Origin of the sequence: Hallella seregens ATCC 51272, from assembly GCF_000518545.1 — a bacterium.
Lineage (GTDB): Bacteria > Bacteroidota > Bacteroidia > Bacteroidales > Bacteroidaceae > Prevotella > Prevotella seregens.
Window position 1 is genome coordinate 13,970 of the sequence record NZ_JADU01000009.1, and the last position, 17,479, is coordinate 31,448.

At 61.1% G+C, this 17,479-nt stretch carries 14 protein-coding genes; 9 read left to right on the top strand and 5 right to left on the bottom strand.

Translation table 11 applies throughout. From position 1 onward, the window contains the following. Positions 1 to 135 precede the first annotated feature (135 nt). From L888_RS14825 to L888_RS0103740, 3 genes are all read left to right on the top strand, one after another. Positions 136 to 1,104 carry a DUF4982 domain-containing protein gene (locus L888_RS14825; RefSeq protein ID WP_245594812.1) on the top strand — a complete coding sequence of 323 codons (969 nt, stop codon included), beginning with the start codon at positions 136 to 138 and terminating at the stop codon, positions 1,102 to 1,104. A 239-nt stretch (positions 1,105 to 1,343) separates the two neighbouring features. Further along, the gene (locus L888_RS13350) at positions 1,344 to 2,552 is read left to right on the top strand and encodes an ATP-binding protein (protein WP_044248583.1); all 1,209 of its coding nucleotides are present in this window, start codon (positions 1,344 to 1,346) and stop codon (positions 2,550 to 2,552) included. 98 nt (positions 2,553 to 2,650) lie between these two features. Further along, positions 2,651 to 4,552, top strand: a complete 1,902-nt coding sequence (locus tag L888_RS0103740; RefSeq protein WP_027951920.1) for a heavy metal translocating P-type ATPase — start codon at positions 2,651 to 2,653, stop codon at positions 4,550 to 4,552. Between the two features lie 61 nt (positions 4,553 to 4,613). On the opposite strand, the gene L888_RS0103745 is transcribed toward L888_RS0103740, so the two are convergent. Next, the gene (locus tag L888_RS0103745; protein ID WP_027951921.1) at positions 4,614 to 5,897 is read right to left on the bottom strand and encodes an O-acetylhomoserine aminocarboxypropyltransferase/cysteine synthase family protein; all 1,284 of its coding nucleotides are present in this window, start codon (positions 5,895 to 5,897) and stop codon (positions 4,614 to 4,616) included. A gap of 171 nt (positions 5,898 to 6,068) precedes the next feature. Here L888_RS0103745 and L888_RS13355 point away from each other — a divergent pair, with 171 nt between their 5' ends. Together L888_RS13355 and L888_RS14420 are read left to right on the top strand one after the other, a co-directional pair. After that, positions 6,069 to 7,478 carry an NAD(P)/FAD-dependent oxidoreductase gene (locus tag L888_RS13355; protein WP_245594813.1) on the top strand — a complete coding sequence of 470 codons (1,410 nt, stop codon included), beginning with the start codon at positions 6,069 to 6,071 and terminating at the stop codon, positions 7,476 to 7,478. Between the two features lie 458 nt (positions 7,479 to 7,936). Continuing rightward, entirely contained in the window at positions 7,937 to 8,302 is a 366-nt protein-coding gene (locus tag L888_RS14420) for a BACON domain-containing protein (protein WP_027951922.1), read from the top strand. Between the two features lie 250 nt (positions 8,303 to 8,552). Here L888_RS14420 and guaA read toward each other — a convergent pair whose 3' ends face one another. Further along, positions 8,553 to 10,097 carry a glutamine-hydrolyzing GMP synthase gene (gene guaA, locus L888_RS0103760; protein WP_005847553.1) on the bottom strand — a complete coding sequence of 515 codons (1,545 nt, stop codon included), beginning with the start codon at positions 10,095 to 10,097 and terminating at the stop codon, positions 8,553 to 8,555. Positions 10,098 to 10,150: 53 nt separating this feature from the next. Next, on the bottom strand, positions 10,151 to 11,005 hold the full coding sequence (locus tag L888_RS0103765; protein WP_027951923.1) for a sugar phosphate nucleotidyltransferase: 855 nt from the start codon (positions 11,003 to 11,005) through the stop codon (positions 10,151 to 10,153). Positions 11,006 to 11,187: 182 nt separating this feature from the next. Between L888_RS0103765 and L888_RS0103770 the strand changes: the two genes are divergently transcribed. The 4 genes from L888_RS0103770 to L888_RS0103785 are packed head-to-tail and all read left to right on the top strand — an operon-like array spanning position 11,188 to position 15,987. Next, a complete protein-coding gene (locus tag L888_RS0103770; protein WP_027951924.1) occupies positions 11,188 to 13,263 on the top strand; it encodes a M3 family metallopeptidase in 2,076 nt (691 codons plus the stop codon). A 29-nt stretch (positions 13,264 to 13,292) separates the two neighbouring features. Continuing rightward, positions 13,293 to 13,772 carry a dCMP deaminase family protein gene (locus L888_RS0103775; protein WP_027951925.1) on the top strand — a complete coding sequence of 160 codons (480 nt, stop codon included), beginning with the start codon at positions 13,293 to 13,295 and terminating at the stop codon, positions 13,770 to 13,772. After that, entirely contained in the window at positions 13,750 to 15,402 is a 1,653-nt protein-coding gene (locus tag L888_RS0103780; RefSeq protein WP_027951926.1) for a S41 family peptidase, read from the top strand. Before L888_RS0103775 ends, L888_RS0103780 begins: the two co-directional genes overlap by 23 nt. A gap of 36 nt (positions 15,403 to 15,438) precedes the next feature. Then, positions 15,439 to 15,987, top strand: coding sequence for a 5-formyltetrahydrofolate cyclo-ligase (locus tag L888_RS0103785; protein ID WP_027951927.1), 549 nt, complete (start codon positions 15,439 to 15,441; stop codon positions 15,985 to 15,987). 36 nt (positions 15,988 to 16,023) lie between these two features. Here the strand turns inward: L888_RS0103785 and L888_RS0103790 are convergent, their stop codons facing one another. Beyond that, positions 16,024 to 16,314 (bottom strand): DciA family protein, encoded by a 291-nt coding sequence (locus L888_RS0103790; RefSeq protein WP_005847564.1) that lies wholly within the window; start codon positions 16,312 to 16,314, stop codon positions 16,024 to 16,026. Next, positions 16,307 to 17,422, bottom strand: coding sequence for a DNA replication/repair protein RecF (recF, locus tag L888_RS0103795; protein ID WP_027951928.1), 1,116 nt, complete (start codon positions 17,420 to 17,422; stop codon positions 16,307 to 16,309). The genes L888_RS0103790 and recF overlap by 8 nt, the downstream gene beginning before the upstream one ends. Positions 17,423 to 17,479 lie beyond the last annotated feature (57 nt).

The following is a 17,479-nucleotide window of genomic DNA, read 5'->3' on the forward strand; positions in this document are numbered from 1 at the left end:
GGCGCGAGGTGCTGCGGCACGACGACACACGCCCGGTGACCGAGGCCTTGTGCACCTGGAACAACGACTGGGAAATCTACGACCTGCACGCCGAAGCGCTCGACGTCGTGGGCTACAACTATATGATGCACAGGCATGCCGCCGACCATGTGCGGGCTCCGCAGCGCATCCTCTGGCAGACGGAGAGCTACCCGCGCGACGCGTTCCGCAACTGGCAGCGCACCCGCGACTTCGCCTATATCATCGGCGACATCGTGTGGACAGGCCTCGACTATCTGGGCGAATCGGGCATCGGGCGGTGGCATTACGGCCGGCGAGAGCTCGGGCGAACACTATCAACGCGACCAGTTCCCCTACCACGGGGCCTACTGCGGCGATGTGGACCTCACGGGATGGCGCAAGCCCGTCTCGCACTATCGCGACATGTTGTGGAACCGCGACGCCGCGCCCACGCTCTACATGGCCGTGAAAGAGCCCAACGGCTACGGCGGAAAGGGCGACATCAAGGAGACGCAGTGGTCCGTATGGCCCACTTGGGAGAGCTGGAACTGGCCAGGCTGGGAGGGCCGCACCATCGACATGGAGGTCTGCAGCAAGGCTCCGGCCGTGCGGCTCTACCTCAATGGGCGGCTCGTGGGCGAGAAGCCCACCACGCTTGCCACGGAGTTCAAGGCCGTGTTCCCCGTGGCCTATGCCGCCGGGCAGCTGCGCGCCGTGGCCGTGGATGCCGCCGGACGCGAGACCGACAGCGTGCTGCTCGCCACCGCCGGAGCCCCGGCCGCCGTGCGGCTCACGGCCGACCGCACGGCGATGCCGGCCGATGGGCAGTCGCTGGCCTATGTCACCGCGGAGGTAATCGATGCCGAAGGCCGCGTGGTGCCCAATGCCTCGCTTCCCCTCACGGTGCGCGTCGACGGCCCCGCACGCCTCCTGGCTGCCGGCAGCGCCGACCTCGAAGACCTCGAACCCCTCACTTCCAACCGCGCAACCACCTGGAAAGGGCTCGCCTCCATCGTCGTGCGCAGCCGCCAGAGACGGGGCTCCGCCACCATTTTCGTGGCTTCTTCCCTCGGCACCCACGCCATCACCCTCCCCGTGCGGTAGGTGCACGCGGGGGCGGGCTCAGGGCGAGACGGGGCATAACGTGCTCCATCCAACACGAAGTTCTGCCCATCAGAGTGTTAAACTCCCCGACAACCTCGCTTTTCTACCTAAGAATCGCTAAATTTGCAACGAGATTTGAACATTTCGTAAACCGAACTTGAACATTCTGCAAACGAAATTTGAACATTCCGTAAACTGAATTTGAACATTCCGCGAAAACTTGACGAGGAGTTGAAGACATGTACAGAAGAGCGCAATTTGATACTTTACTGAGTCGGATGGATGAGCCGAGGCAGTTCATCCAGGTGGTTGTGGGCCCAAGACAAGTAGGAAAATCCACGATGGTGACGCAGGTGCTGGAAGCCGTCAGCACGCCTCATTTGTCGTTCAATGCCGACCACATCGACGAGAACGATACCGACTGGGTGAGACGTTGCTGGGAAGGAGCACGCGCCCTTATGCAGTTGCAGGGATACGACCAGCTGATTCTCGTCATAGATGAAATCCAGAAAATCAGCAACTGGAGCGAAGCCGTCAAGCGCGAGTGGGACAGCGACACCATGGCTGGAGTGGGCATTAAGCTGATTTTGCTGGGCTCCTCGCGCCTTATGATTCGCAAGGGACTGACCGAATCGCTGGCCGGACGCTTCGAATTGATCCGCATGGGGCACTGGGGACTCAAAGAGATGGGCGATGCTTTCGGGCTGAGCATGAACCAGTGGATCTACTTCGGCGGCTACCCAGGCACGGCTTCTATGATGGGAACAGAGCATAGATGGAGGCGGTATGTCAAGGATGCGCTGGTTGCGCCAGCCATAGAAAAAGACGTGATGATGACCTCGCGCATCTACAAACCGGCCCTCATGGTTCAGCTATTCGAGATGGGTTGCTCCTACTCTGCCGAGTTGTTGTCGCTCACCAAGATGCTGGGACAGCTGCAAGATGCAGGCAATGTCACCACCCTCCAGTCCTATCTCAACGTGCTTCGAGAGTGCCATCTCATCACCGGTCTGCAAAAATATGCCCACGACAAGTCCCGCTGGTACCAGTCTGTTCCTAAATTCCAAGTCTACAACAACGCCCTGCTCACGGCTTTTCACCGCACGTCATACGGCAAAGTACGCACGGATCCCATGATGTGGGGGCGGTGGGTCGAGTCGGCCGTAGGCGTGCACCTCATGTCCAAAGCCGAAGAAGAGGGCTACGGCGTGTACTATTGGCGCGAGCGAAACGACGAAGTGGACTACATTGTCGACCTCGATGGAGAGCTGACGGCCATAGAAGTAAAGAGCGGGAAGCGAGGAACCAACAAGGGGCTGCCGCTTTTTGCCGGCAAGTTTCATCCCTGCAGGGCCTTGGTGGTAGGCACCGACGGGCTGCCATTGGAAGAGTTTTTTCGCGCCGACATGATGGACATTCTGTCCCTGCCCGCCTCCACGCCCAAATAATAATAAGGTGTAGAAGGTCCGGGGGCCTCAACTTTGCAACTCGGTTGCAAAACATTTGCCGTAACTTTGCCCACAGAAAACGATAACAAGGCAAAGTTATGAACCGCAAATTACTGAGAATTATTGCTACCGCCGTGCTGCTGCTGGCCGCATGGCTCGTTACTCACGACAGCGGCTTGCCCGTGTGGCAGCAGCTCGTTGTCTACCTGGTGCCCTACCTGCTCATCGGTTACGACGTGCTGGGCGAGGCGGCAGAGGGAGTCATGGAGGGCGACCCCTTCGACGAAGACTTCCTTATGGCCATCGCCACCATCGGGGCGTTGTTCATCGGTTTCCTGCCGGGGGCCGAGCCGCAATTCCCCGAAGCCGTGTTCGTGATGCTGTTTTTCCAGGTGGGCGAGCTGTTCGAGGACTATGCCGAAGACCGCAGCCGCGAGTCCATTGCCAAGCTGATGGACATCCGTCCCGACACGGCCCACGTGGAACGGGGTGGCCAACTGGAGACGGTGGCCCCGGAGACGGTACAGCCGGGCGACGTCATCGTGGTGAAGCCGGGCGAGAAAGTACCCCTCGACGGCACCGTCGTCGAGGGCTCCACAAGCCTCGACACTGTGGCTCTGACGGGCGAGAGCCTGCCCCGCGACGCGGCCAAGGGCACCGAGGTGGCCTCGGGTTGCGTGAGCCTCACGGGGGTCATCAAGCTGCGGGTGACCCACTCTTTCGGCGAGTCCACGGCCTCGCGCATTCTCCAGTTGGTGGAGGATGCCGGCGAAAACAAGTCGCACAGCGAGACCTTCATCCGTCGCTTTGCCCGCGTCTACACGCCCGTGGTGGTGTTCCTGGCCTTGGCCATCGCCCTCATCCCACCTTTCTTCTACACCGGCTACGCCGCCGCCCTGCCCTCTTGGCTCTACCGGGCACTGACCTTTCTGGTGGTGAGCTGTCCGTGTGCACTGGTCATCAGCGTGCCGCTCACGTTCTTTGCCGGCATCGGTGCCGCCTCAACCAAGGGTATTCTTATCAAGGGCGGCAACTTCATGGAGGCCCTGTCGCGCATGGGCATCGTGGTGTTCGACAAGACCGGAACGCTCACCCGCGGCGTGTTTGCCGTGGAGGCCGTGCACCCCGACATGCCCGACGAGCGCGAACTGCTGCATCTGGCGGCCCATGTGGAGCACCTCTCCAACCACCCCATCGCCGCCGCCCTGCGCGCTGCCTACCCTCTCGAACATGACAACTGCCGCACGGAGCAGGTGGAAGAACTGCCCGGCCTGGGTATTCGAGCCGTGATAGACGGGCGGACGGTGTGTGTGGGCAACGAGAAAATGATGGCTGCCGTGGGAGCCGCCGTGGTGCCTTGCGACAAGTGCAAGGCTCATACGGGCACCGTGGTTCATGTGGCGGTGGAGGGTGTCTATGCCGGACACGTGGTCATTGCCGACCAGCTGAAGTCCGACGCCGCCGATGCCGTCGCCACGCTGAAGCGTCTGGGCGTGAGCAAGACGGTGATGCTCACCGGCGACCGCGAGGAAGTGGGGCGCACGGTGGCCAGCCAACTGGGCCTCGATGCCTACTACGCCGGACTGCTGCCGGCCGACAAGGTGACCCATGTGGAGCGGTTGCTCAAGGAGAATGCCGCCGGACGGAGCCTGGCTTTCGTGGGCGACGGCATCAACGACGCCCCTGTGCTGGCCCGCGCCGACGTGGGCGTGGCCATGGGTGCGCTGGGCAGCGACGCGGCCATCGAGGCTGCCGACGTGGTGCTCATGGACGACAAGCCCTCCAAACTGGGCCTCGCCATCCGCATTTCGCGCCGCACCATCCGCATCGCCCGGCAGAATGCTGTCTTCGCCATCGCCGTCAAGGTGGGCATCCTGCTCGCCGTTGCCTCTGGTTTCATGGGTTCGTGGGCCATGCCTGTGGCCGTGTTCGGCGACGTGGGAGTGATGGTTCTCGCCGTGCTCAACGCCATGCGCGCCATGCGCATCGGCGGGAAATAAAAATGCTCCCATGCAGATTTGCCATTGTTTCCACGTTGGCAGCTCTGCATGGGAGCTCTTCTTACAGCCTGTCGAGAGCCTGGCGGATGTCGTCGAGCAGGTCGTCGGCATCTTCAATGCCCACCGAAAGGCGGATGAGGTCGGGGGCGATGCCGGCCGCGCGCAGCTGCTCGTCGGAGAGCTGGCGGTGGGTGTGGCTGGCCGGATGGAGCACGCAAGAGCGGCTGTCGGCCACATGCGTGGCGATGTTGATGAGCTCGAGCGAGTCCATCCACCGGATGGCCGTCTCGCGGGTGCCTTTCAGTCCGAAAGCGATGACGCCGCACGAGCCACCGGGCAAATACTTCCGGGCCAGGTCATGACACGGGTCGTCGTCGAGTCCGCAGTAGCGCACCCAGGCCACGCGAGGGTCTCCGTGCAGGAACTCGGCTATGCGCTGGGCGTTGGCGCAGTGCTGGCGCATGCGCAGGTGCAGGGTCTCCAGCCCCAGGTTGAGCAGGAAAGCGTTTTGCGGCGACGGGATGCTGCCCAAGTCGCGCATGAGTTGAGCCACGAGTTTGGTGGTGTAGCCCAGCTTGCCGAAGGCCGTGGTGTAGACGAGACCATGGTAGGAATCGTCGGGCGTGGTGAGGCCCGGGAAGCGGTCGGCATGGGCTGCCCAGTCGAAGTTGCCGCTGTCCACGACCACACCGCCCACCTGCGTGGCATGGCCGTCCATGTACTTTGTGGTGGAGTGGGTCACGATGTCGCAGCCCCATTCAAACGGACGGCAGTTGACGGGCGTGGCAAAAGTGTTGTCGACGATGAGGGGCACGCCATGGCGATGGGCGATGCGCGCAAACTTTTCAATGTCGAGCACGCGGCAGCCGGGGTTGGAAATGGTCTCGCCGAAGAGGGCCTTGGTGTTGGGACGAAAGGCTTTTCCGATCTCCTCCTCGGGCAGTTCGGGGTTCACAAACGTACAGTCGATGCCCATTTTCTTCATCGTCACGCCGAAGAGATTGAACGTGCCACCGTAGATTTCGTTGGAGGCCACGATGTGGTCACCGGCCGAATAGATGTTGAGCACGGCGTAGAAGTTGGCCGCCTGCCCCGACGAAGTGAGCATGGCACCCACGCCGCCCTCGAGCGCGGCTATCTTGGCGGCCACAGCATCGAGCGTCGGATTTTGCAGCCGGGTATAGAAATATCCCTCCTTTTTCAGGTCGAAGAGCATGGCCATCTCCTCGGAATTGTCATACTTGAACGTGGTGCTCTGCACGATGGGCGGCTCCACGGGCTCGCCGTTCTTGGGTTTCCACCCGCCCCGCACGCAGAGCGTGGAGGGTTTCAGCTTCTTTGTCATGGTTGTTTTTGTCGTTTATGTTGGATGTTGTCTCCTGTTCTATGGGGCAAAGGTAACGTTTCTTTTCCGATTCATCAAGGTTTTACGCGTGATTTTACTTACCTTTGCACACATCAATTGATGCCCAACGCACGGCAAAACATACACACAACGCTTAACACAAAAGCAGCAATGAGAGCAAATATACACAAGGGCGGGCACCGCCGCGTGGTCATTGTGGGCGGCGGCATCGCCGGCCTGCAGCTGGCCCGGAGCCTGTGCCGCACCCCTTTCCAGGTGGTGCTGGTCGACAAGAACAACTACAACCAGTTTCCGCCACTCATCTATCAGGTGGCCTCGGCCGGCTTGGAGCCGAGCAGCATCTCGTTTCCTTTCCGCCGTCTGTTCCAAGGCCGCACCAACTTCTACTTCCGCATGGGCGAGGTGCAGGCCGTGAACCCGGAGGAGCAGTCGCTGCAAACCTCCTTCGGCACGCTGTACTACGACTTCCTGGTGCTGGCCGCCGGAGCCACGACCAACTTCTTCGGCAATGCCGACATCGAGCGCAACGCCCTGCCCATGAAGACCGTTGCCGAGGCCATGCGCCTGCGCAACACCATCCTGCAGAACCTGGAGCGCGCCGAGACCGAGGACAATGAGGAGGCCCGGCAGCGGCTGATGAACGTGGTCATCGTGGGCGGCGGGCCCTCGGGCGTGGAGATTGCCGGCGCGCTGGCCGAGATGAAGCGCACCATCGTGCCGCGCGACTACCCCGACCTGGACGCCAGCCGCATGCACATCTGCCTGCTCGACTCGGGCGACCGTCTGCTCAAGGGCATGGATGCCGGCCTCTCGGCCCGCGCCGAACGCGACCTGACGGAACTGGGCATCAAGGTGATGAAGGGCTGCCGCGTGGTCGACTGCAACGACCGCGGCGTGGTGTTGCAGGGCGGCGACACGCTGGAGGCCGGACTGACGGTGTGGGTGAGCGGCGTCAGGGCCAGTGCCATCGGCGGCCTGCCCACCGCAAGTATCGGCCATGCCGGGCGCATCCTCACCGACCGCTACTGCCGCGTGAAGGGCGTGCCCAACGTCTACGCCGTCGGCGACCAGAGTCTTGTCGAGGGCGACGAGGCCTACCCGCTGGGCCATCCGCAGCTGGCCCAGGTGGCCATGCAGCAAGCAGCCACCGTGGCCCACAACCTCTCGCGCCGCCTCGAGGGCAGAGCCGAGCAGCCATTCAGCTACCGCAATCTGGGCGCCATGGCCACCATCGGCCGCAAGAAGGCCGTGGCCGAGATTGGGCGTTTCCGTTTCGGCGGGTTCCCGGCCTGGCTGTTGTGGCTGGTAGTGCACCTGCGTTCCATCCTTGGCGTGCGCAACAAGACGGTGGTGTTCCTCAACTGGGTGTGGAACTACCTGAACTACAAGCAGAGTCTGCGCCTCATCCTGCGTGCCCAGCCCTCGTCCCATCCACAGGCCGACCCCTCCGCCGACGCATGCCGGCGCGTCCATGGCCCCGCCGCCGCGGTGCAAGGGCGCGGCATGGCCGGGAGGACACATGGAAAAACAGGGATGGTTTGCCACGAATGCCACAGATGAAATGCAGATGGTTTTACCATCAACATCTGCACAACAACAGATAAACACATTGCCGGCACCGCCTGTTTCTCTCACAGATTCCACCGATTTCACAGATGCTGCGCGGGGATGGGCATCTGTGCACAGCCCATAATCTCCCATCATGTCCTGTACCATCGTATAAAATTCACCCTAACCATCCAAACGTTCCACGGGCCATGGCCGCACGATGACGGTGCAATCGCATGGCGATTACGCCGCAACGGCCATGCGTTTACGCCGTCATCACGCGGCCGTTGCGCCGTAAACCTTTGGCCGCCACACCGCACCGGCGCCGGCACGCGGGAGGGTTCGTGCAGTCTGGATACGATTTTTGGCACGCAAACGTGCAAGTTTTCCTTGCAAATGGCATTATAAAGACAGGAAAAGGGACGGTTCTAGGCTGCAAACACCCCCTAAAAACCCTAAAAAAACGACGTATGAAGAAGCTCTTGTTCCTCCTCACAAGTATCCTTCTGGCCGCATCCTGCACGACAGACGGCAACTGCGGCTATCCCTCCAAGCTCTCTTTCCCGAAAGAGGGAGGCACCGTCATGGTGTCGGGTTCATACGCTCCATACAATATTGAGGTATTAAATTACAACGGGGACGGAAAAAGCGAAAGGACAGTTTTGGAAGACCCCGACACCATCTCCGTGCAATACAGCTGGCTCACGGTAAGGAGGAAGCGGGGAACACCCACCTTGGTGATTACCGCCGAGCCCAACACGACAGGCAGGAAACGCAAGCTCTACATCAATGTTTCCGTTGATGACAGGAACGCAGAGATAAAAGTCACGCAATAAGACGGCCCAATGCTTGCGGCTCCTCTCTGAAAACAAAGCGAGACACTCCTGAAAACCGGAAGAGGCTCTTCCGAAAACAAAAGGAGACCATTCTATATACTAATGAAAAGCACTTCTAACAACAGAGGGAAACGCCTCTGAAAACCGGGAGAGGCACCGCCAAGACAGTAGCGGAACGCCCTCAACCCACAAGGGGAACGCAGCCACGACGGGCCGCGTTCCCCTTGCCTTTGTGGGGCCATGCGGGCAGCTACTCCCACTCAATGGTCGAAGGCGGTTTGGAGGAGATGTCGTAGCACACGCGGTTCACACCCTTCACCTTGCGGATGATTTCGTTGGACACGTCGGCCATAAAGTCGTAGGGCAGGTGGGCCCAGTCGGCCGTCATGGCATCTGTCGAGGTCACGGCGCGCAGGGCCACCGGGTGCTCGTAGGTGCGCTCGTCGCCCATCACGCCCACAGAACGGATGGTGGAGAGCAGCACCGTGCCGGCCTGCCACACGTGATCGTAGAGACTTGTGCCGTCGGGCATGGTGTACTGGTGCATCTTACCGATATAGATGTCGTCGGCATCCTGCAGGATACGCACCTTCTCGCGCGTGATGTCGCCCAGGATGCGCACGGCCAAGCCGGGCCCGGGGAACGGGTGGCGCTTGATGAGCCGCTCGGGCATGTGCAGCTCGAAGCCCACGCGGCGCACCTCATCCTTGAACAGCCACTTCAGCGGCTCGCAGAGTTGCAGGTGCATTTCCTTGGGCAGGCCGCCCACGTTGTGGTGGCTTTTGATGACCATACCCGTGATGCTGAGGCTCTCGATACGGTCGGGATAGATGGTGCCTTGGGCCAGCCACTTGGCGTCGGTGATTTTCCGAGCCTCCGCATTGAACACTTCCACGAAGTCGCGGCCTATAATTTTGCGCTTCTGCTCGGGGTCGGTCACGCCCTCCAAGTCCTTGAAGAACTTCTCTGAAGCGTCCACGCCCACCACGTTGAGCCCCAGGCCCTGGTAGGCCTCCATCACTTTCTGGAACTCGTTCTTGCGCAGCATGCCGTGGTCCACGAAGATGCACGTGAGGTTGCGGCCGATGGCGCGGTTGAGAAGCGTGGCGCAAACCGACGAGTCCACGCCGCCCGAGAGGCCCAGAATGACGCGGTCGCCGCCCAGCTGCTGCCGCAGTTCGGCCACCGTCGACTCCACAAACGAGGCGGCGCTCCACTCCTGACGGCTGCCGCAGATGTCGACCACGAAGTTGCGCAACAGCTGCATGCCCTGCGTGGTATGGTACACTTCGGGGTGAAACTGCACGCACCACACGGGCTGCGAGCCGCTGGCAAAGGCCGCATATTCCACGTCAGGCGTGGAGCCGATGACCCGATAGCCGGCGGGGATGGCCGTGATGGTGTCGCCATGGCTCATCCACACCTGCGAGTTGGGGTCGAAGCCCTTGAACAAGGGATTGGTGGAGTCAAGCCATTGCAGGTTGGCCCGGCCGTACTCGCGCGTGCCGGTCTGCTCCACCCGGCCGCCTCCGGCATGGCTGATAAACTGGGCGCCGTAGCAGATGCCCAGCACAGGATAGCGGCCGATGAGCCGGCTCAGGTCCACGCGAAAGGCTTCCTTGTCGTGCACGGAGTAGGGGCTGCCGCTCAAAATCACGCCAATGACGGAGGGATCGTCGTGCGGAAACTTGTTGTAGGGCAGGATCTCGCAGAAGGTGTCCAGCTCGCGCACGCGGCGGCCAATGAGCTGCGTGGTCTGCGAACCGAAATCGAGGATGATGATCTTCTGTTGCATAGTCGAAAAGCCCCGCCCCTCTCCCGTTGCGGGGAGACGGCCGAGGCATGCGTTTAAGTGTTATGATGAATTTGATGTTGATGGTCGAGCTGCTGCGCAAAGGCCTCGGCGGCGTCCAGTGTGCCGAGCTTGCCCACGTCCATGAGCTGCAGGTCGGGCTCGACATGGCCCTTAACGGGCACCTCGCGGCAGTGGCGCAGGTAGAAGTCCATGATGGCAAACCGCTCGGGCCACGCCACCATGTAGGGGAAAAAGAGCGGCGAAAAGCTGTGTATGCCGCTGAAAGCATACATGCGGTAAAGCCCTGCCAGCCGCATGGGCGCGTCGCCGACGGCCAGCGGCCAACGCACCGAGGCGGCCGCACGGGCCACTTCGGGATAGGGCGATTTCACCTCGCCCGTCTCCACATTGACCCACCCCACGAGCAGCATCCGGTCGTCGAAGAGCAGGTAGCGGCGCGTCCTGCGCCAGCTCACGAGCAGTTGCGCGCCGGCCATGCGGTGGGGCACGCCGCAGTCGGGGCACGCCACGCGGGGGTCGAGGGCGTAGAACCGGGCCAAGTCCACGTTGCTTAGGATGTCCACGTTGTGGATGAGGATGGGGCGGTGCGCGTCGAACAGCGGCGCGGCCTTGCGCAGACCGCCGCCCGTGTCAAGCAAGGCGGCAGTCTCGTCGCTCACCCGAATGTCGAGGCCAAAGCTGTCGTTGGCCTGCAGATAGTCCTTGATTTGCTGGGAAAAGTGATGCACGTTGACCACCAAACGGGTGAATCCGGCATCGCGCAACCTGAAAACCACGTGCTGCAACAGCGGCTGTCCGCCCACGCTTACCAGTGCCTTGGGCATCGTGTCGGTAAGCGGTTTCAGGCGTGTGCCCAAGCCTGCAGCGAAAATCATGGCTTGCTTCATGGCGCAAAATTAGTATTTATTTCCCGAACGGCAAAGGAAAGGCCTCCTTTTTTCGCGCCCGCCGCCGTGCGTTTGCGCCGTGTTCTACGTTAAATTTTGCTTATAAACCACCCGCTTCCCGCGCGTGTCCAACTCTTTTTGTTACCTTTGCACATCCATAGAGAAAGAGAAAGCGACAAGCCATGAGCCAAACCGAAAAACGTGTCAACCCTTTCATGGAGCCCTACGGGACGCCACACGACACCATCCCCTTCCACAAAATCAAGTTCGAGGACTACGAGGAGGCCTTCATGGAAGGCATCCGACGCGACGACGAGGAGATTGCCAAGATTGTCGGCAACCCCGAGGAACCCACGTTCGACAATACCATTGCCGCCGAGGATCTGTCGCACGGGCGGCACTATTACGACCTGCTCGACCGCGTGTCGACCATCTTCTCCTGCCTGATGAGTGCGGAGACCACGCCCCAGATGGAGGCCCTGGCCCAGAAGCTGAGCCCCATTCTCACCAAGCACAGCAACGACGTCATCCTCAATCCACGGCTCTTTGAGCGCGTGAAATACGTATATGAGCACCACCGCGAGCTCACGCCCGAGGAGCAAACACTGCTCGACAAGGAGTACGATGCCTTTGTACGCAGCGGCGCCCTGCTCGACGAGGAGGGCAAGCAACGGCTGCGCCGGCTCACCGAGGAGGCCGACATGCTCACCCTGCAGTTCTCACAGAACCTGCTCAAGGAGAACAAAGCCTACACCCTGCACCTCTCCGACCGCGCCCAACTCGACGGACTGCCCGACACAGCAGTGGATGCCGCCGCACAGACGGCCCGCGAACGGGGCCTCGAGGGATGGGTCTTCACACTCGACTATCCCAGCTATTCGCCCTTCCTCACCTACTCCACACAGCGCGAGCTGCGCCGCCAAATGTACATGGCGCGCAACACCGAGTGCACCCACGACAACGCAGAGAACAACCTCCGGATATGCCAACGCCTCGTCAACCTGAGGCGCGAGCTGGCCCAGCTGCTGGGCTACGACTGCTTTGCAGACTATATACTCAAGCACCGCATGGCCGGCGACACGGCCCATGTGTACAAGTTGCTCAACGATTTGCTGGCCGCCTACAAGCCCACCGCCGTGCAGGAGGTGGAGGAAATCACGGCCATGGCCCGCAAGATGGAGGGCGACGACTTTGAGTTGCAGCCCTGGGACTTCTCGTTCTACGCCCACAAGCTGCAAATGGAGAAGTACGATCTCGACGCCGAAATGCTGCGCCCCTACTTCCAACTCGACAAGGTGACGGAGGGAGTGTTCGGTCTGGCCGGCCGTCTCTACGGCCTGACGTTCCGCGAAAACCCCGACATACCGGTGTATCACCCCGATGTCAAGGCCTACGAAGTGTTCGACAACGACGGCTCATTCCTCGCTGTTTTCTATGCCGACTTCCATCCGCGGGCCGGCAAGCAGGGCGGCGCCTGGATGACAGAGTTCCAGGGACAGCACATCACCAACCAGGGAGAGAACGTGCGTCCCCACGTGAGCGTGGTGATGAATCTCACCAAACCCACCGACACCAAGCCGGCATTGCTCACGCTGAGCGAGGTGGAGACCTTCCTGCACGAGTTCGGACACTCGCTCCACGGCATGTTGGCCAACACCCGTTTCGGCTCGCTCTCGGGCACAAACGTGTGGTGGGACTTCGTGGAGATGCCCTCGCAGTTCATGGAGAACTATGCCGTCGAGAAAGAATTCCTGCGCACTTTCGCCTTCCACTACGAGTCGGGCGAGCCCATTCCCGACGAGCTCGTCGACCGTATCGTGCGCAGCCGCAACTTCAACGTGGCCTACAGCTGTCTGCGTCAGGTGGGCTTCGGCCTACTCGACATGGCCTATTACACCCAGCGCGAGCCGTTCACCGAGGACATCATGACCTTTGAAAAGCAAGCGTGGGCCCCGGCCATCATCACCCCACAGCTGCCCGACACGTGCATGACGGTGCAGTTTTCCCACATCATGGCCGGTGGCTATGCAGCCGGCTACTACAGCTACAAGTGGGCCGAAGTGCTCGATGCCGACGCGTTCAGCGTGTTCAAGCAGCACGGCATCTTCGACCGCGCCACGGCCCAACGGCTGCGCGACTGCGTGCTCTCGCGCGGCGGCACCGAGAATCCCATGACGCTCTACAAGCGGTTCCGCGGCCAGGAGCCCACCATCGACGCCCTGCTCCGGCGCAACGGCATTGACCCGGCCCACCCTTGACCGCCCCAACGACATAACAACCCACACTCATGGAAGACGAGAGAAAGCAGGAAGACAAGCGCCGCCGCCTTGACGGGCGCTATCTGCGCATGGCCCACATCTGGGCCGAAAACTCCTATTGCCGACGCCGCAAGGTGGGCGCGCTGGTGGTGAAGGACAAGATGATTATCAGCGACGGCTACAACGGCACGCCGAGCGGCTTCGAGAACCGGTGCGAGGACACGTCCAACGTCACCTTTTCCTACGTGCTCCACGCCGAGGCCAACGCCATCACGAAGCTGGCCCGCTCGCACAACAACAGCGAGGGAGCCACGCTCTACGTCACGGCGTCGCCCTGCATCGAGTGTGCCAAACTCATCATCCAGGCCGGCATACGCCGCGTGGTCTACGGCGAAACCTACCGACTCGACGACGGCATCCAGCTGCTCCAGCGCGCAGGAGTGGAAGTTGTGTTCATGGACATGCAACAAATCAAAGACAAGCAAGATGAAGAACGAGAACAAGAATAGGTTTATGCCGCTGCTCATGGCCCTTTGCGTGGTCATCGGCATCATCATCGGCTCTTTCTATGCCAACCATTTCTCGGGCAATCGGCTCACTGTCATCAACAGCGGGAGCAACCGATTGAACAACCTGCTACGCATCATCGACGACCAATATGTGGACAAGGTGGACATCGACTCCCTTGTGGAGAAGGCCATTCCGCAGATTCTCGCCGAGCTTGACCCCCATTCTGTCTACATCAGCGCAAGCGACGTGCAGGCCGCCAACGACGATCTGAAGGGCTCGTTCTCGGGTGTGGGCATCGAGTTTACCATCCGCGAGGACACCATCCACGTGCAAAACGTCATCCGAAACGGGCCCGCCGAGAAGGCCGGCCTCATTGCGGGCGACAAGATTGTGACCGTGGACGGCAAGCCGTTCGTGGGCAAGAGCGTCACCAACGAGGAGGCACAGCGTCGCCTCAAGGGCCCGCAGGGCTCCAAAGTAAAGATAGGAGTGCTGCGCTACGGCCATGCCAAGCCCATCGTCTACGAGGTGACACGCGGCGAAATTCCCACCAAAACCGTCACCGCCGCCTTCATGCTCGACGACAGTACAGGCTATATCAAGGTGAAAAACTTCGGAGAAAAGACCTATCCCGAACTGCTCATCGCACTGGCCAATTTGCAGCAACAGGGCTTCAGCAACCTCGTAATCGACCTGCGAGACAATACCGGAGGCTACCTGCAAAGCGCGGTGCAGATGGCCAATGAGTTCCTCCCCGCCAAGAAGCTCATCGTCTATACCCAGGGCCGCAAGTCGCCGCGCGAGGAGTATCGCTCCGACGGACACGGCGCCTATCAGACCATGCCGCTCGTGGTGCTCATCAACGAGGGGTCGGCATCGGCCGCCGAAATCTTTGCCGGGGCCATGCAGGACAACGACCGCGCCACCATCATCGGCCGCCGTTCGTTCGGCAAGGGACTCGTGCAGCAGCAGATTCCGTTCCCCGACGGCAGCATGATACGCCTCACCATCGCCCGCTACTACACCCCCTCGGGCCGCTGCATCCAGAAACCCTACACCGACGGCGGCGACCCAAGCTACGCCTCCGACCTCATCACGCGCTACCAGCACGGCGAGTTTTTCTCGCAGGACAGCATCAAACACACCGGCCCTGCCTACCACACGGCCAACGGACGGACGGTGTATGGCGGCGGCGGCGTCACACCCGACATCTTTGTTCCCGAAGACACGACGGGCGTCACCTCTTATTATAAACAGGCAGCCATGAGCGGACTCATCCTGCAATTTGCTTTCACCTACACCGACAACAACCGCCAAAAGATGAAGCAATTCCAGGAAATGCTCAAGCTCGCGGCCTACTTGAAGAAGCAGAACACGGTGGACCAGTTCGTCAACTATGCCGACAAGAGGGGCTTGCAGCGCCGCAATCTGCTCATCCGACAGAGCCATTCGCTGCTCGAACGCTACATCAACGGCCGCATCATCTACAACATGCTTGACGAGCAGGCGCTCAACCAATACCTCAATCAGGACGACCCGGTCGTTGCCACGGCCCTGCGCGTGTTCCGAAACAACGCCTCTTTTCCCAAAGCCCCGGAGAAGGCAAAAGGGAAAAAGGTGAAAAAGTAAAAGGGTAAAAGAGTAAAAAGAGCAAGGGCAGAAGCGATGAAGAACGAGACCCAGGCCGCCAAGCAGGCGTTGCGCGAACTCATCCGCCGGCGCAAGCGGGAGCACACGGCCGAGGAGCTGGCCGCGCTGTCGGCCGAGGTCATCGGCCGGCTGACGGCCCACCCGCGCATGCAGGCGGCCCGCACCATCCTACTCTACTGCTCGCTACCCGACGAAGTGGACACCCACGGCTGCATCGCCCGGCTGCACGCCGAGGGCAAGACCGTGCTGCTGCCCAAGGTCGCAGACGGCGAACGGCTGGAGCTGCGCCGCTACACCGGGCACGAGAGCATGCAGCCCGGTGCTTTCGGCATCATGGAACCCACGGGGCCGGCCTATCCGCGGCCCCTCGACATCGACGTGGCCGTGGTGCCGGGCATGAGTTTCGACGCCCACGGCAACAGGCTGGGGCGCGGCAAGGGCTACTACGACCGCTTGCTGGCACGGCTCGCCCACACATACAAGATAGGCATTTGCTTCGACTTTCAGAAGACGGACTGCGTGCCCTGCGAAGCTACGGACCAGCCCATGGACGAGGTGCTCTGACACCCCGCTCGCCCGGCGGTGCCATGCCGACGGCGCCTAATACACCCTTACATCCACGATTACCGAGCTGCCCACGGCGGCATTGAGCCGCCGCACCAGCTGCGACCGCATCATGCTCAAGTCCTGACGCAACGCGGGATTCTGAATCTTGACGAAAAGCACTTGGTTTTTCACAAACTTTTCTGCCGTGTAGCGGGCCACCATGGGGCCGGCCACGCGATCCCAGGCCTCGACCACACGCAGCTGCAACAGCGGTGTCTCGAGCCCGCCGTCGCGCAGAAACTTGCGCAGCACCTCGCCCAGCGGCTTCACCTCGCGCTTAAACATGGCCGCGTTCCCTTTCCTCGATTTCGCCCCCCTGCACGTCGAACAGCTTGTAGTCCTGCCGGCTGTGCCGCAGAATCTTGTCCAGATGGTCGCGGTTGGTGTCGGTAATGAAGATCTGTCCGTACTTGTCGCCCGACACCAAGTCCACGATCTGCTCCACGCGCTGGGCGTCGAGCTTGTCGAAAATATCGTCAAGCAACAACAGCGGCGCAGTGTTCGATGCCGTGCGCCGCAGGAAATCGAACTGCGCCAGCTTCAGTGCCAGCACGTAAGTCTTGGTCTGTCCCTGGCTGCCCTCGCGCTTCATGGGATAGTCACCGATGAGCATTTCCAGGTCGTCGCGGTGTATGCCGTGCAGACTGTAGCCCACGGCGCGGTCGCGATGGGCGTCGCGCCGTATCACGTCGAGCAGGGGCCCGCGCTGCGCATGCGACACATAGCGCAGCGACACCGTCTCCCGCTCGCCCGAGACGTGCCGGTAAATCTCCTGGAACACCGGCACCAGCTCGCGCACGAAAGCGTCACGCCGGGCATACACCGCCTCGCCCTGCGCAGCCATCTCCTCCTCCCACAGCTGCATGAGCATGGCGTCGGGCTCCTGCTCCTGCCTGAGCAAGGCGTTGCGTTGCTGCAGGGCTTTGTTGTAGCGGTTCAGGGCATCGATGTACCGATGGTCGTACTGCGCAATCACCACATCCATGAGCCGCCGCCGCTCCTCGCCGCCGCCGTCCACGAGAATGGTGTCAGAGGGCGACACGAAGATGAGCGGCACGCGCCCGATGTGCTCCGAAAACTTCTTGTAATCTTTCTTGTTGCGGCGGAAGTGCTTGTGCCGTCCGCGCTTCATGCCGGCGTAGATGTTCTCCTCGGAGCCGTCGTCGGTCTCGTAATCACCCTCAAGCACGAAGAAGTCCTCCCCGTGGGTCATCACCTGGCTGTCCATATTGGTGAAGCTGCTGTGGCAGAACGACAGGTAGTAGACCGCGTCGAGCAGGTTGGTCTTGCCCTCGCCGTTGCTGCCGATGAAGCAGTTTACCTTGGGCGAGAACGCCAGATTGGCCGCACGAATATTCTTGTAATTGATGATGGAAATCTTGTTTAATCTCATTTTACGCTGCGTGTGCTGGCGTGCAAAGTTAGCTGTTTTAGGCTGTAAAAACGAAAA